This window comes from bacterium, assembly GCA_035308905.1.
GTDB lineage: Bacteria > Sysuimicrobiota > Sysuimicrobiia > Sysuimicrobiales > Segetimicrobiaceae > DASSJF01.
Genome location: DATGFS010000020.1, coordinates 1 through 14652, shown reverse-complemented (window position 1 = coordinate 14652; position 14652 = coordinate 1). Strand labels below are relative to the sequence as shown.

General features: G+C 68.7%; 14 protein-coding genes. 2 read left to right on the top strand and 12 right to left on the bottom strand.

Translation table 11 applies throughout. The annotated features are described in order from the left end of the window. Positions 1-126: 126 nt before the first annotated feature. Positions 127-2355, bottom strand: coding sequence for a 1-deoxy-D-xylulose-5-phosphate synthase N-terminal domain-containing protein (locus VKT83_05070; GenBank protein HLY21823.1), 2229 nt, complete (start codon positions 2353-2355; stop codon positions 127-129). A 336-nt stretch (positions 2356-2691) separates the two neighbouring features. Here VKT83_05070 and VKT83_05065 point away from each other — a divergent pair, with 336 nt between their 5' ends. After that, positions 2692-3465 carry an IclR family transcriptional regulator C-terminal domain-containing protein gene (locus tag VKT83_05065; GenBank protein ID HLY21822.1) on the top strand — a complete coding sequence of 258 codons (774 nt, stop codon included), beginning with the start codon at positions 2692-2694 and terminating at the stop codon, positions 3463-3465. Positions 3466-3493: 28 nt separating this feature from the next. Here VKT83_05065 and VKT83_05060 read toward each other — a convergent pair whose 3' ends face one another. From VKT83_05060 to VKT83_05010, 11 genes are all read right to left on the bottom strand, one after another. Further along, positions 3494-4051 carry a DUF2231 domain-containing protein gene (locus VKT83_05060; protein ID HLY21821.1) on the bottom strand — a complete coding sequence of 186 codons (558 nt, stop codon included), beginning with the start codon at positions 4049-4051 and terminating at the stop codon, positions 3494-3496. Between the two features lie 16 nt (positions 4052-4067). Next, positions 4068-5525, bottom strand: coding sequence for a HAMP domain-containing sensor histidine kinase (locus VKT83_05055; GenBank protein HLY21820.1), 1458 nt, complete (start codon positions 5523-5525; stop codon positions 4068-4070). Then, on the bottom strand, positions 5515-6246 hold the full coding sequence (locus VKT83_05050) for a response regulator transcription factor (protein HLY21819.1): 732 nt from the start codon (positions 6244-6246) through the stop codon (positions 5515-5517). Before VKT83_05050 ends, VKT83_05055 begins: the two co-directional genes overlap by 11 nt. Continuing rightward, positions 6239-6832 carry a ferric reductase-like transmembrane domain-containing protein gene (locus VKT83_05045; GenBank protein HLY21818.1) on the bottom strand — a complete coding sequence of 198 codons (594 nt, stop codon included), beginning with the start codon at positions 6830-6832 and terminating at the stop codon, positions 6239-6241. The genes VKT83_05050 and VKT83_05045 overlap by 8 nt, the downstream gene beginning before the upstream one ends. Next, positions 6825-7802, bottom strand: coding sequence for an FAD:protein FMN transferase (locus VKT83_05040; GenBank protein ID HLY21817.1), 978 nt, complete (start codon positions 7800-7802; stop codon positions 6825-6827). The genes VKT83_05045 and VKT83_05040 overlap by 8 nt, the downstream gene beginning before the upstream one ends. Positions 7803-7815: 13 nt before the next feature. Continuing rightward, entirely contained in the window at positions 7816-8106 is a 291-nt protein-coding gene (locus tag VKT83_05035) for a hypothetical protein (protein ID HLY21816.1), read from the bottom strand. Between the two features lie 60 nt (positions 8107-8166). Next, positions 8167-8856 (bottom strand): YceI family protein, encoded by a 690-nt coding sequence (locus tag VKT83_05030; GenBank protein HLY21815.1) that lies wholly within the window; start codon positions 8854-8856, stop codon positions 8167-8169. Positions 8857-9025: 169 nt separating this feature from the next. After that, positions 9026-10972: a heavy metal translocating P-type ATPase gene (locus VKT83_05025; GenBank protein HLY21814.1), complete on the bottom strand. Its 1947-nt coding sequence runs from the start codon at positions 10970-10972 to the stop codon at positions 9026-9028. Positions 10973-11229: 257 nt separating this feature from the next. Further along, positions 11230-11661: a single-stranded DNA-binding protein gene (gene ssb / locus VKT83_05020; protein ID HLY21813.1), complete on the bottom strand. Its 432-nt coding sequence runs from the start codon at positions 11659-11661 to the stop codon at positions 11230-11232. Between the two features lie 198 nt (positions 11662-11859). Next, entirely contained in the window at positions 11860-12969 is a 1110-nt protein-coding gene (locus VKT83_05015; protein HLY21812.1) for a cytochrome C nitrite reductase, read from the bottom strand. A 136-nt stretch (positions 12970-13105) separates the two neighbouring features. After that, positions 13106-13693, bottom strand: coding sequence for a DUF881 domain-containing protein (locus VKT83_05010; GenBank protein ID HLY21811.1), 588 nt, complete (start codon positions 13691-13693; stop codon positions 13106-13108). A gap of 153 nt (positions 13694-13846) precedes the next feature. Here VKT83_05010 and VKT83_05005 point away from each other — a divergent pair, with 153 nt between their 5' ends. Further along, on the top strand, positions 13847-14551 hold the full coding sequence (locus VKT83_05005; protein HLY21810.1) for an HAD family hydrolase: 705 nt from the start codon (positions 13847-13849) through the stop codon (positions 14549-14551). The last annotated feature ends 101 nt before the right edge of the window (positions 14552-14652 follow it).

Sequence of the window (14652 nt, the reverse complement as noted above, 5' to 3'; positions counted from 1 at the left end):
CCCGTTCGCGGCGCGCAGCCGGAGAGGAACCTCGTGACGCCGGCCGGAGTATCGGACCTGATCACAATCGCGCTGGCAGCTGCCACGGACTCCCCCCCCCGTTACCTCATGCCGACAAGAATTCGATCACGGCGCATGGAGCGCAACACAACACGCAGCGTAGATGGACTCCCAGTCGATCCGACACGCTTGGTAGAGCTCCGACGGCGATCCCGACTCTCCAAAACGCGTCACACCGAGCGGATACGTCCTCTGGCCCGTCATGCTCCCTACCCACGCCAAGGCAGAGGGATGGCCGTCCAGGACCGTGACGATCGGGGCATCTACGACCGCCTCGAGCGGCTCAGGGCGAATCGTTTCAAGGCTCCGAACGACGCCGCCCTGCCAGGCATGGTACACGAGGTCAGGGCTGACGCAGTTCACGACGTTCGCGTAGTACCCGTCTTGGAGAAGCTCGACCGAAGCCCGCACGGCCTCCGGGACCATGACGCCTGTCGCCCAGATTTCCACCAGGTTCCGGCCCGGCACGCACCCGGGTTCGGCCGTCCTGTCAATCAGCCGATAGGCGCCCGAAAGGACCTTGGCTCGGAGATCGTCCCGGTCACGGACGGCGAGCAGCCGCTGGTCGATCGGGGCCGTGCTCAGCCTCAGGTACGCGGACTTCGGATCGTCCTCCCGGTGTAAGGCACGCAACGCCTCCAGGAGAATCCACTCCAGCTCGAGCGTGAAGCACGGCTCATAGTACACGACCCCCGGCAGCGAGAGCCCGATCGCCGGTGTAATGACCGATTGGTGCGCGCCCCCCTCGGTGGAGAGGGTGATGCCCGACGGTGTGCCCACGAGGATGAACCTGCCGCCGGAGTACAGTGCATAGACAAACGCATCGAGCGCCCGGGCAACAAATGGATCGTACAAGGTGCCGATCGGGAAGAGCGGCTGCCCGTTCGCCTCCGCGGACAATCCCAACTGCCCCAGGGCCATCAGCAGGTTGGTTTCGGAAATACCGAGCTCCAAGTGCTGCCCATCCGGCGTACGTTCCCACTTGATGAGTCGAGGGCCCAGCGCGGTAAACGGATCGCGCTCTTCCCGGGGGCTCCATACCCCCACCTGGTTGATCCATCCTCCCAGATTCGTGGACGTGGCAACGTCTGGGCTGAGCGTAACCACACGCCGGCCTGCCTCAGGCGCGATCCGGCGGAGCGTTGTAAGAATTTGTCCGAACGCGCGCTGCGTAGAGTTGACGGCCCCGTAGTCACGGCCGAGATCGGACGGGAGCTCGATGCTCTGCCGTGGCCGAGGGGAAGGGCGTGCAAAGAGGCGCCCGCGATCCGCGCACAGTGCCGCCTCTGCGCTCATTTCTGGGAACCCGGCCCACACGTCATCCGGCGAGATCCCAAGGCGGACCCTCAGGTCCTCCATCTGCTCCGCAGACAACAACGCCGAGTGATTCAATGGGTCGCCCGCGATCGGAAGTTCCCAGCCTTTGATGGTGTAGGCAAAGATCACGGAAGGCATGGGATTCGCGTCGGCTTCCGCGAGAACGCCGCGGAGCACGTCGAGATCGTGCCCGCCAAGGTCGGCCAACAGGCCCCTGACCTCCTCGTCGGATCGGTCGACGAGGCACGTTTCCCCGAGCGCTTGGTGGATCGTTTTCGCGTCCGAGCGAAGGAGGAGCTGGTATTCTTCGTTGGGCATCTCATCGATTCGCCGCTTGAGAGATTCTCCCCCGGGCTCGGAGAACACGGCCTGCAGGCGGCGGCCGTATTTCGCCTCGAACACGCCCCAACCGTTGGCCCGGAACATCTCTTCCAATTGGCGAACCCGGATACCGGGGACTACGCGATCCAATGACTGGCGGTTCAAATCCACGATCCACAGAATATTGTTGAGATGAGCGAGCGCCGGCTCCGCCACCGCTTCCCACACCGAGCCCTCATCCAGCTCGGCATCCCCGATGACCGCGATAAAGCGGTGCGCGGGATGGTCCGTCGTTCCGAATCGCGCCTGGACGTAGCGGTCAACTAACGCGGCGAAATTGGGCGCCACCGCACCAAGACCGACGGAGCCGGTCGAAAAATCCACTGGATACGGATCCTTTGTCCGGCTCGGATAGGCTTGAAGCCCATGATACGCCCGCAGCGTCGTCAGGTATCGCCTATCTAGGCTTCCGAGCAGGTAGTGGATGGCATGCAATACCGGAGCGGCGTGCGGCTTGACCGCAACCCGATCTCCTCCCCGCATGAAGTCGAAGAAGAGCGCGGTCATGATCGAAACCACCGACGCACTCGACGCCTGGTGCCCGCCAACCTTGATGCCGCTGGCGTTGGGCCTGATATTGTTGGCGTGGTGGACGATCAGCGCGCTTAACCACAGGACCCGACGCTGGATGCTGTCCAGCGTGTCCAGTCGCGCCAGGCCATGGGGCGGCCGATCGTCAAGCGGGCGAGCACCCGCCTCGAGCGCCGTTTCCGGCGTCAGGAGCGGACACTCCGTCCGTGGAAGCAGACGGCATCTGTCCCGGTGCCGACGAGCGCCCTCCGGTAGGTCACTCTGGCCACTTGTCCTCCGCTAGAGTAAAATGGGACAGATGTCTCGTTCAACTCGAATTGCCGACAGTTTAGAAAACGCGACGCCGCGCTGTCAAGGGCCCCGCTGCCCCGCCCTCCGGCAACGCGTGGGGGAACGCGCCCGATGACCGCCGGACGCTGCAGAGCCAAGCTCAAACCGATGGAGCGCTGGCTTCGGGTCGTCGAGGCGTTCGCTGAAAAAGGCGAATGGGGGGTACGCGACCTGACGGCCGCCATTCATCTGCCGAGAAGTGCCGTGCACCGGATCTTGCACGAGATGCACGGGTACGGCTTGCTCACCGCGGCTGAACGTCCCGGCCGTTTCGTCTCCGGTCCGTCGCTTGTCCGCATCGCGTCCCTCCTCCTCGATGGCCTGGATGTAACTCGGCGCGCGCGCGCGGTATTGGAGGAAACGGCGCGCGTCGCCGGCGAGACCGTGATGCTGACGCTGTATGATCCGGGGCGCCGTCAGTTCTTTGCGGTCGACGCGGTGGAATCTACCCAGACCGTCCGCTACATTTGGCGCTCGCTTCGCGAATGGAGTGATCTCCACTTGGGGTCGAGCGGTAAGGGCATCCTCGCGTTCTTACCAGAAGCGGAACAGAACGCTGTGTTGGCCGCCCTGCCGGACCGCGTCCCCGGCCTCAAACCGATTTCTAAGGCGCAGCTGCGCCAGCAGCTCAAACAGGCACGTCGCCGTGGCTACGTCTTGAGCCACGGCGAACGGTTCCCTGGCGCCGTGGGTGCCTCTGCGCCTGTCTACAATCCGGTTAGGGTGATCGGCGATCTGATTATTACATGGCCTGACAATCGCAACCGCGGCCGCGAGAAGGAGCTCGCTGCCCTCGCCACAGATTCAGCCGCCAGACTCTCTGCCTCACTAGGCTACCGAAGATGATGGTGGTCCCTCTGGTAAGCGTCGGTGCCTACCGCCCGGCGGGCAGCGGCGCGCGGGCGTCCTGGACGGTCCGCACGATCGGCGCACGATCGCCCCGCTCGCGCTCGCGGCCCGGCCGCCCATAGACCAGGTCGCCGCCGTAATAGCCCGTCGCCACCAGCGCGATGAGGGCGAGCACCCCGACGCCCGTGGCGAGGCGATGCCAGCGCACCGCCCGTCCTTCGGCCGCGAGGCGCACGACGAGCCAGACGACCACGAGTGCGAGCAGAACGTAGGCCCAGTGCTTGTGGACTTCGACAACGCGCCCGCTGAAGAATCGCTGCAGGCTGAACCCCTGCTGGGCGAGTCCCTCGAGGGCGCCCCGCCCCTCGTGCTCGCGGGCTTCCGGGGTGATCAGCCCGCTGAGGAGGGACACCGCCGTCGCGACGGCACCCGCGATCAGCGAATAGAGGGCCGCCGTGCGCGCGGATGGCGAGCCGCGCAGCCACGCCACGACGTCCAGGAAGAAGGCGAAGCACAGCAGCGCGATCGAAAAGTGCACCAGCATCGGATGCAGTTCAACCGGCCAGTTCAAGCGTACCGCCAAGGAAGCGCCCCCCTTTTTAAGTGAGACCTCTCCGGTTGCTCGATTCCGCGTTCGGCGCCGCCGCGGGCAGGCGCACGGTACTTGTTGTGCCGCGCCCAGGTTCGCTGTCGAGCCGGATCTCGCCGCCGTGCGCTTTGACGATCCCCTGCACGAGCGCGAGGCCCAGCCCGGAACCGCCGACCCGCCGGGCGCCGCCGCCTTCTACGCGGTAGAAGCGGTCGAACACCAACGGCAGCTGGTCCGGCGGGATCCCGACACCCGTGTCCGTCACGCGCAGCACGACCGTGCCGCGGTCCCGTGCCGCGGCGAGCGTCACTCGGCCCGGCGCCGGCGTGTATTTGACGGCGTTGTCGAGGAGGTTCCGGACGACGATCCGCATCTGGTCGGCGTTCGCGCTCACGAGCGGCAGGTGCGCGGGGACGTCGACGGCGAGATCCAGCCCCGCGGCTCTCGCCAGCGGGCCCATCTCGTCGGCCAGTTCATACAGGAGCGGCGACAGATCCAACGGGGTCCGGGACGCCTGATGGTCCTCGTCGAGCGCGGACAGCGCCAGAAGATGGTCGACGAGTCGCTGCATGGAGGCGACCTGCTGGGTCATCTCCGCGAGGTAGCGCCGCGTCATCTCGTCGTGCGGATGCTGCGGCGCCTGCAGCAGTTCCAGGCGCAGCCGCAGATTGGTAAGCGGCGATCGAAGCTCGTGCGCGGCATGCGCGACGAACGCTTCTTGATGGGCGAGGGTGTCCCGCACGCGCTCGGCCATCCGATTGAAGGCTCGCCCAAGCCGCTCCACCTCTTCCGGACCGGCGGGCGTCACCGGCTGCACCAGTGCACCGGCCGCCATCGCCTCCGTGACCTCCGTCAGGCTGTGGATGGGCGCGGCGATCCGGCGTGCCAGCAGCGCGCTCGCCGCCACCGTCGCGAGCAGCAGCACGCCCCCGGACAGGAGCAGGCCGAGCCAGGTCCGGCGGATCTCGGTGTAGATGCCGGTGGCGGGAATGGCGAGCTGCACGAACGCGAGCGGGATCGGCCCGCCCTCCCGCCCGACACGGGCGGCGACGAACAGACTGTCGCCGCCCGCCGCCGCGTCGTGGCGCAGCGCGAATTGCTCGCGGCCTTCCCGCGCCGCGTTGACTTCCGGCGCGTCGATCAGGCGGCCGGCGAGACGCGCATCGGAGCTCGCCAGGACGCGGAGGTCCGGGGAGATCACGGTCACGCGTCCGCCGATGCTGCGAGCGTACGACTGCGTCAGGGCGGCGAGCGTCAGATGCTCTTCGGCCTCGCCGCCGCGCAGGCGCTCCAGCGGCTCGCGAACCGCCGCCGCGATGAGCTCCGCCTGCAGCGCGAGATTCTGCTTGGCCTGCTCGAGACGGATCGCCTGCAGCCGCTGGCCGGTCCACACGGTGAGTCCGCCCAGTCCGAGGATGGCGACGGCCAGGAACGTCACCAGCAGATGGGCGCGGAGGCTACGGGCCATCGGGGGCGGGCGGAGGCCGGTCCACGAGCCGGTACCCGTGACCGCGCACCGTCTCGATCAGCGTGGGCTCCGCCGGGTCGTCCAGTTTCTCCCGCAGCCAGTGGATATGGACGTCCAGCGTTCGCGGGTCGCCCACCCATTCGGCGCCCCACACCTGCGTCAGCAGTTCCTCGCGCGTCAACGCCCGACCGGCGTGCTCGACAAGGATCCGCAGGAGGTCGAACTCGCGCGGCCGCAGCTCGACCGGGCGGCCGCTCCGCCACACGCGGCGGGCCGTGCGCTCGAGGACGATCGGTCCGGCGCTGAGGCGGTCCGCCGGCGGAGCCTCGCCGCGGTCCAGCGCACGGCGCCGCAGAATCGCGCGGAGGCGCGACACGAGCTCGCGAAAACTGAACGGCTTCACCACGTAGTCGTCCGCCCCGACTTCGAGCCCCATCACCTTCTCCAGTTCCTGACCGCGCGCCGTCAGCATCAAAATCGGCACCGAGGATTCCTTGCGCAGCGTCCGGCACACGGTGAACCCGTCGACGTCCGGCAGCATCACGTCGAGCAGCACCACGTCGGGGTGCGTCTCGCGCGCCAGCTGGAGGCCCGCGCGGCCGCCCGACGCGTGATGCACCTCGAAGCCCTCATCGCGCAGGCCGAAGATCAGCGGTTCCGCAATGCCCTCGTCGTCTTCGATGACGAGCACCTTTGTCCGGGTACCACCGCCGTTACCCATGCGCCCCGGCGGACCGCGGCCCGCCGGCGAGGACGCGCCGGACGGTCAGCAGACCCACGACGACCGCCCCGGCCCAATAGATGAAGAACGCCTGGGGAGACGCGCTGTCCGTACCGGCGCCGAGCGCGTGCACCGTGGCCAGGATGTACACGGCGAAGCTCAGGTAGTGCAGCGTGCGCCAGGCGCGGTAGCCGATCGAGTCCCGCAGGTACACGCTGAAGGCGACCACCGCGGCCAGGTAAAATCCGACCTGCCCCAGCCCGACCCACAGCGGCCGATACGCGGTCCCGGCAAACGGCACGAGAATCTGCGCGAACGTATAGCCGATGTACTGATCCCCGAGAAGCGCGAGCCCGTGGACCGTCGCGAAGACCAGCGCGAGCAGGCTCGCGAATTGGTGGAGGTCGGCGGCGGTGGGGCCGCCCGGCCACACCCGCGCCAGGCGGTTGGAGAGCGACAGGCCGAGGACGATGGCGAGCCACAAGAGGCCGTACGCCGTCAGGCCGGCGGCGCGGCTGAGATACCAGTAAGCCCGCGGCTCGGGCCCGCTCAACGACGCCGCGATGAGGGTCAGCCAGTTATGCATCGGCGCGCCTTTCCGGGCGCGGCTCGGACCACACGTAGGCCCAAAATCCCTCGGTGCAGCGCAGCCCGCCGTCCTGCCGGACGGCCAGGGCGTCGACCCCGCGCTGCGCGGCAAGATACCGCATGCCGGCGTCCGAACCGAGGATCATCGTTGCGACGGCGTACAGATTGGCCTCCTTCGCATCCGACGCGACGACTGTGACAGACAAAAGATCCGTCTCGGCCGGCTTTCCGCTTCGCGGATCAATGATATGATGGCACATTTGGCCGCCGCGGCGCCAATGCCGGACATCGATCCCGGACGTCGCCACGCCGCAATCCGCCGCGGCGATTACCGTGAGGGTCTCGGCGGGGTTGCGGGGATCGGTGACGCCCACCGGCCACCCGCGCCAGCCGGCCGGCACCCCCCGCACCGAAATATCCCCACCTGCGTCGACGAGGCAGGGCCCAACGGACGATAGCACGGCGGCCGCCCGGTCGGCGGCCCAGGCCTTGCCGATGCCCCCGAAGTCGAGGCGCACTCCCGGCGGCAGCGTGACCGTGCGGGCGGCGGAATCCAGCCCGATGTCCTGCCACGCCGCGCGGTGCGCGACCGGCGCCGGCAGGTCGCCGCGGTCTCGAACCGCGTCAAACGGCCGATCGTAGCCCGCGCGTTCGAGAGCCTCGAGGATCGTCGGATCGTAGAGGCCGTTCGTGCGCCGCGCTCCGTCGATCGCGTGGGTCAGCACGTCCCACAGCTCGTCGCTGACCGGCACCGGCCGGCCCGGCTGTGCGTTGAGCCGGCACAGTTCGCTGGACTCGCGGAAGCGGCTGAGACGCTCCTCGAACCCGTCGATCATGGAATGCACGGCGGTCAAACGGGCCGCCGCATCCGGGCGGCCGGCGGCGGTAAGAAGCGTCATCTCGCTTCCCATCGCCCGGAACGCGGCGCGCCGGAGCTCCGCGGACGGTGACGTCGCGACGCACGTCATGGCGGGCCTCCGGTCAGCGCGACGACTGCGTCCGCACGATCGGCGCCGGGGCGGACCCGGAACCGGCCGCCAGCGGGACGAGATAGAGCTGCCCGTTCGGCCCGGTGACGACGGCCATACGGACGTACTGGGCCGGATCCGGCGCGGGCGCGGACGACACGGCGGAGGGCGCCTCGACGGACGGCGCGCCCGCCTGAGGCCCGGCGCCGGCAAAGCTCTTCCACCCGAGGAGCGTGGCCACCAGCGACACCGCGGTCAGGCCCCACCTGAGCCCGCGGTTGCGTCTGCGAGTACGTGTGTTCATCGGCTCACTCCCTTGCCGCCGCGGCCGCGAGGGGCGGCCGGGGCCGATGGCGTACCGCGCCTACCCCGCGAGCGGGTGCGCGGTGAACTGGAAATCGAGCGTGACCTTGTTCTCCGTCTGCAGCATCATGATGCTGGGCGGATCGAAGCCAAAATCGGTCATCGACACCGTCGACTCCACGTTGCCGGTGAGGGTGTCGCCGGCGTACTGCAGCGTCCCGGTAAAGACCGCGGGCTTCGCCACATCGTGCACTGTGAGGTTGCCCGCGATGCGGACGTGGATGGTCTGTCCGGCGGCCGCCGTCTTCGGCAGCCCCTCGATCGAGGTCGCCGTGAACACCGCGGTCGGGTACTTGTCCGACTCCAGCCAGCGGCCCCGGATCTCTCTGTCTCGATGCCCGCTGTCCGAGGTGAGCTGGTTCACGTTGACCGTAATCGGGCCGATCTTGCTCTGGTCGGGATGGGCGCCGTCGACGTAGACCGCGCCCTGGATCCCGTGCGTGACGCCGACGGCGACTTTGAACTGATTGTTTCGGAAGAACGTCTCGCCCACGTGATACGATGCCGCGGACGCCTGGGGATCGATCACGAACTGCTGCGAGGCCTGCGACACGCGGATGGGCGTGGCCGGCGCGGCCGCCGCGCGCGTCGCGGGAAGCGATCCGGCCCCCGCCGTGATTTGCCACACGGTCGCGGCGGCCGCGATCGTGAGAGCCCCCGCGGCGAGAATGGTGTGACTGCGTCGTCTCATTGATCGTCCTCCTCCTCGAGAGTGATTGCCGCGCCGGTCGGGCCCGGCTGTGCCGGCGTTCGATCACCGCCTCCATGATGCAGCGGAGCCGGCCTGCCGTGGTTAGGAGGACGTTAAGGCAAATGTTAACAACGCGTAATAATCGGCAGGCGGGAGGCGGGATCGAGATCTAGGCCGGCCGCGGCCGGTAGACCAGCAGCCGGATGCCGTTCAGGACGACCACGACGGTGCTGCCTTCATGGCCCACGACCCCGAAGGCCAGCCGCAGACCGAATCCCAGCGTGAGCGCGATCAGTCCCGCGATGACAAGCGACGCCAGCGTCAGGTTCTGCGCCACCACGCGGCGCGTCCGCCGGCTGAGGCCGATGGCGTACGGCAGCCGCGTGAGGTCGTCCCCCATCAACACGACGTCGGCGGTCTCGAGGGCCGCGTCGGTGCCGGCGGCCCCCATGGCGATGCCGACGTGTGCGGCGGCGAGCGCGGGCGCGTCGTTGACCCCGTCGCCCACGACGGCGACCTGCCCCGCCGTTTCGAGCAGGCGGACCGCCTCGGCCTTTTGGTCCGGCAGCAGCTCGGCGCGCACGTCCGTGATGCCGAGACGTCCGGCCACGGCCGCGGCCGCCTGCGCGTTATCGCCGGTGAGCATCACCAGCCGCGTGATGCCGAGCGCCCGAAGTGACCGCAGCGCCGCCGCGGCCTGCGGCCGCGGGACATCGGCGACGGCGATCACGCCGTCCAGGCGGCCGGTCGCCACGTAGATCAGTGTCTTGCCCTCCATCTGAAGGCGCGTCACGGTAGGGCGAAGGCGTTCGGGGATCGCCACCCCTTCCTCGCGCATGAAGGCCTCGCTGCCCACGCGCACGACGGCGCCGGCGAGCCGGCCGCGCACGCCCCGGCCGGTCACACTTTCAAAAGAGTCCGCGGGCGCGATCGCGATGTCCCGGTCGCTGCAGGCGCCGATGACCGCATCGGCCAGCGCATGCTCGGAGCGCTGCTCCAGGCCGGCCGCTGTCGCCAGGACCCCGCGCTCGTCCCCCTGGATCGCCACAACATTGGTCACCGCCGGACGCCCGACCGTCAACGTACCGGTCTTGTCGAAGACGACGGTGTCCACGCGGGCGAGAGCCTCCAGAAACGCGCCGCCCTTGAACAAAATGCCGCGCCGCGCGGCGTTGGCGATCGCCGACAGGATCGCGGCCGGCGTCGAGATGACGATGGCGCAGGGAGACGCGACCACCAGCAGCGTGATCGCCCGATAGAGCGCGGTGCCGCCGCCGATGCCCGCGGCCACCATGACGCCGTAGGCGACGGCCGACCCTGCGATGATCACCACCGCGTAGATCTGCCCGAACCGGTCGATCAACCGCTGCGCCGGCACCTGGGCCGCCTGCGCCTCTTCGACGAGCGCGATGATCCGGGCCAGGGTCGTGTCCTGCGGGTTCTTGGTCACGCGAACCTCGAGACCGCCGCGCTGGTTGATCGTGCCGGCAAACACGACGGATCCCCGCGCGACGTCGACCGGCATGGACTCCCCGGTGATCGGCGCCTGGTCGATGCTCGACTCCCCGAGCGTTACGACGCCGTCGGCCGCGAGCCGTTCCGCCGGGCGGACCAGCACGACGTCGCCGATGCGGAGCGTGTCGGCCGGCACGACGGCCGTCTCGCCGTCACGGCGCACCAGCGCGACCGCCGGCCGGAGAGCGACGAGGGCTCGGATGGCCCGCCGCGTGCGTCCCAGCGTGTAGAACTCCATGGCGTTGCTCGAGGAAAAAAGGAAGAGCAGTACGCCGCCTTCGGCCCAGGCGCCGAGCGAGGCCGCCCCCGCGGCCGCGACCAGCATCAAGACATTGACGTCGATCCGGCCGCGGCGCAGCGCCGTCCACGCGGTGACGGCGCTGCCCGTTCCGCCGGCGAGATACGCGATGACATAGAGCGGGCCGCCCCACTGGGACGCCGTGCCGCCCACCAGCCAGCCGGCCAGGAGGCTCGCCAGGCAGAGCAGCGGCTGCGCCGCGGGCAAGAGTTGCCCGGGCGGCGACGCCTCACCCGGAGGCGTTGGCTGCGACGGCGCGCGGACAGAACCCGGCCGCCCCGGCGCAAGAGACCGTGTCACCATCGATTCAATCCCTCGTCCACCGTACCGCGGCGTCCGACGCCGGCGCATCGGGTAGGCGCCGGATTCGCGCCTCGGGCAAGGGACCGAGCATCACGATGGACGAAGCGGGGCGCGCAGCGCCGCGCGGGCTCACGGGGAAACACCGCGACCGGAGCGGGACCGGGAGAGCCGTGGCGGCGGCGGGGCCGCGCCTGCCGTTCGCCGGCGGCGGCCCGAACTTGTTCCGCCGGCTGCGGCCCCGCCACGGGCCAAAAGTGCTACGTGTCCACGACGGTCTCGAGGGCCCCCTCCTCTGGATCGCCGATCAGTTCCGGCTGCGATTCCTGCGCGTCGCCTTCCGTCTGCTGGCCGTTGCCGTCGCCCTCGGCGCGGCGGCTGTCGAGGAACCAGACCCGGTCGCCGATGACCTCGGTCAGGGTACGTCGCGAGCCGTCGGGCTGCTCGTAATTGCGCGTCTGCAGCCGCCCCTCCACCGCGACGAGACGGCCTTTGCCGCAGTACTGGCCGACCTGTTCGGCCAGCTTGCGCCAAGTGACGCAGCGGATGAAGTCGGCCTCGCGCTCGCCCGCGGCGTTCTTGAAGTCGCGGTTGACCGCGACCGTGAACTGCGCCATCGCGTGTCCGTTGGCCACGTACCGGAGTTCCGGATCCCTGGTCAGGCGGCCGATCAGTTCGATGCGGTTGAGCATGCCTCTCGCCTCCCGAAACTGGCGTACCGGCACCGTAGCATTTATATGTATAGATGTCAAGATAGTTATATGTCTCCGGCAACCGCCGGCGTTCCTCGGATCGGGACGGTCAATAGGGACCGCGCCGCCGGATCAGTTCCGGCGGCGCGGCGAGATTACAACGGACGGCCGGACCGCGATCCCGCGGCCGGGACGGTGCTACTTCCCGAACACGGCGATCCCGTTGGGCACGGGAACGAAAATGTGATTATTCGACGAGTCCACGGCCACCGAGTGCGCCGCGTTTCCGGTCGGCACGTTCTGGATCCACTGGTTCGTGGCCGCGTCGACGATGCCGAGCACGGGCGTCACCGGCCCGCCCTTCATGCCGTTCGCGGTCCAGTTGCGCGCTGCGAGATAGTAGTGGTTGTCCCCCGGGTTGTACCACACCTCGTCGGATGCGCCCACTTGCGTGATCGTGGCCACGACGTGTCCGTCGTTCGAGTCGATCACGATCGACCGGCCCGGCACGTTCGGGTAAAAGTCGCTGCATCCGATCAGCAGGCGCTGCTGGGGTCCAACAGTCAAGCCGCCGGGGTGGCAGGCGTCGACGGGGAAGCTCGCGACGATCTTCATCGTCTTCGGGTCGATGCGGTCGATGCGTCCGCCCGGCTGCGCCTTGGTCTCCGGGACGCTGAGGTAAAACATGCCGCTCTTCGGTTCGTACACCGCCTGCTCGATGCCGTCGGTGGCGTCGGCATACGCGATCTTGCCGACGACGCGCCGGTCCGTCGTGGAGATAAACGTGATGAACGGCGGGTCGTCCGCGTTATTGGCAATCACGACGAGATGGTCCGCAGGATCGTACGCGAGTTCGTCCGCGCGGTTCGCCGTCGTCCCTGTCGAAATCGTCGCCACAACGAGCCCGGACCGCAGACCGATCACCTTGACGCGGCTCTTGCCGTCGCCGACCCAGGCCTGCTGCAGCTCGGGGATCACCAGCACGCCGTCGGGTCCCGACGTGTCGTTCTTGCCGGTAAATCCGACGAACTGTCCCTGCGCAAGCCGGTAGAGAAACCGGTTCGTCATCGTATCGATGACGTCGACCCCGTTCGTGGAACGGTCGCCCAGATAGTATCGGTGCGTGGTCGAATCGACCCAGCTGATGTCAAAACTGTAGGGCCCTTTCGGCACCGGTACGCCGGGCATTTGGATGAGCGCAATCTGACGGTAGGCCTGACCCTGCGCCTGGCCTCTCAGCCCCACGAACAGCGAGCATGCGACCGCGAGGCATATCGCGAGTGCCGACAACCGACCCCATCGCTTCATTCCGTCTCACCCCTTCCGCGCCCGCGCCCCTCTTCGCCCTCACGCGGTAGCGCCACTATTCGGCGCGAACGGCGAACTTCCGCCACGAGGAGGGAACAGGACAGACGAACGGGTGATCGGGCCGGGAAGGCGCCGGTCAGAAGAGCGGGGGCGGGACGTCGCGGCCGGCGGGGACCGTAATCGCGGAATGCGCTGAGATCCGGACGCCCAGGCCGCTTTGGCGCATACGATCTGCAAAGCCGCCTCGCGTCTCGAGGACCCCGCGCAGCACCCTCGGGTCTCCTACCGCGACGACTTCGAATGGGCCCACCAGGCGGCGGCCGTTGATGAGAAGCGTCGGCCCCGACGAGGTGATGGTGGTCAGCGTCGTCACGCGCTCGCCGTTGATCGCGATCGCCCGCGCGCCCCCGTACCACAGCATCATGACGAGGAAGGTCAGGTCGCTGTCCTGCACCAAGGCCGTGCTGGGATCACTTCCGGCCGGGACCACCCGGTCCGAGTCGCTGAGCGTCACGCCTACGCCGGGTCCGGAGACCGTCGTAAATCCGCCGAGTGCGGCGTACTGGCCTGCGCGCTCATGCTCATGGACCGCCACGGACACGCCCGCCGCGCCAAACCCCCAGCCGGCGGCGGCGAGCAAGATCCAGGCGGTCGCACCGGCTCCGCGCATGCGAACCCAGGCCGGCCAGTGCAGGCGAGAAATCGTGGCGACGACCGCGGCCATAGGTACCGCGAATTTACCCCGCCACGCCCTCGCGACAAACATCATGCCGGCGGCCGCACCGGGCAGCCGCGGCCCAGGCCGGCTGTCGCCGCGCGGCGAACCCTTATTTTTTGAACGCGGTCCAATCCAGGTCAGGCGCGGGCAGGGTGGCCCATGGCACGAGCGGACTGGCTGACGTTCGACTGTTACGGGACCTTGATCGATTGGGAAGGCGGCGTGGCCGATGCGCTCGGCCCGTTCCTCGGAGGGACGCCCGACCGGCGGGCACTCGCCGCGCGCTACATTCAGGTCGAGGCGCAGGTGGAGGACGAAGCCTACCGGCCCTACCGCGACGTGCTCGCCGAGGCGAGCGCCCGGTTGATGCGGTCACTCGGCCGGCCGCTGCCGGCCGGCCGCGAGCGCGTCCTGCCGGACTCTCTTGGGACGTGGCGGCCGTTTCCCGAAGTGCCCGAGGCGCTCCGGCGGCTCCGGGATGGCGGCCGCCGTCTCGCCATCCTCTCCAACGTCGACCGCGATCTGATCGATCTGTCCGTCCCGCTGCTCGGGATCACACCCGACCTCATCGTCACCGCGGAAGACTGCCGGAGCTACAAGCCGGCGCCGGGGCACTGGACGACGTTTCAGGCACGCAGCGGGTCTGGAGCACCGCAGACGATCCACGTCGGCGCGAGCCTCTACCACGACATGGTTCCCGCCGCCGCTCTCGGCTATCGGACCGTCTTCATCAATCGCCACCGCGATCCCGTGCGCGGCGCGGCCCCGACGCGGGTGCTCACGGATCTCGCGCGGCTGCCCGACATCGTGGACGAACTGACCTTGCCTGTACAGGTTCAGATAGATCCGAAAGACCCTCGTTGAAGGGTGTCGCGACGGACTCGGCGCTATCAACCGCTGGGCCATGGCTATACTGGCCCCATGCAGATTCACCAGAGCCTGGTGCGCGGCACCCGACGGATCCG

Excerpts from the sequence above, each read along its gene's own strand:
- VKT83_05015 (HLY21812.1), bottom strand. The coding sequence starts at position 12,969 with ATGAAGCGATGGGGTCGGTTGTCGGCACTCGCGATATGCCTCGCGGTC.
- VKT83_05065 (HLY21822.1), top strand. The coding sequence starts at position 2,692 with ATGACCGCCGGACGCTGCAGAGCCAAGCTCAAACCGATGGAGCGCTGG.
- VKT83_05045 (HLY21818.1), bottom strand. The coding sequence starts at position 6,832 with ATGCATAACTGGCTGACCCTCATCGCGGCGTCGTTGAGCGGGCCCGAG.
- VKT83_05035 (HLY21816.1), bottom strand. The coding sequence starts at position 8,106 with ATGAACACACGTACTCGCAGACGCAACCGCGGGCTCAGGTGGGGCCTG.
- VKT83_05040 (HLY21817.1), bottom strand. The coding sequence starts at position 7,802 with ATGACGTGCGTCGCGACGTCACCGTCCGCGGAGCTCCGGCGCGCCGCG.
- VKT83_05025 (HLY21814.1), bottom strand. The coding sequence starts at position 10,972 with ATGGTGACACGGTCTCTTGCGCCGGGGCGGCCGGGTTCTGTCCGCGCG.
- VKT83_05005 (HLY21810.1), top strand. The coding sequence starts at position 13,847 with ATGGCACGAGCGGACTGGCTGACGTTCGACTGTTACGGGACCTTGATC.
- ssb (HLY21813.1), bottom strand. The coding sequence starts at position 11,661 with ATGCTCAACCGCATCGAACTGATCGGCCGCCTGACCAGGGATCCGGAA.
- VKT83_05050 (HLY21819.1), bottom strand. The coding sequence starts at position 6,246 with ATGGGTAACGGCGGTGGTACCCGGACAAAGGTGCTCGTCATCGAAGAC.
- VKT83_05010 (HLY21811.1), bottom strand. The coding sequence starts at position 13,693 with ATGGCCGCGGTCGTCGCCACGATTTCTCGCCTGCACTGGCCGGCCTGG.
- VKT83_05055 (HLY21820.1), bottom strand. The coding sequence starts at position 5,525 with ATGGCCCGTAGCCTCCGCGCCCATCTGCTGGTGACGTTCCTGGCCGTC.
- VKT83_05030 (HLY21815.1), bottom strand. The coding sequence starts at position 8,856 with ATGAGACGACGCAGTCACACCATTCTCGCCGCGGGGGCTCTCACGATC.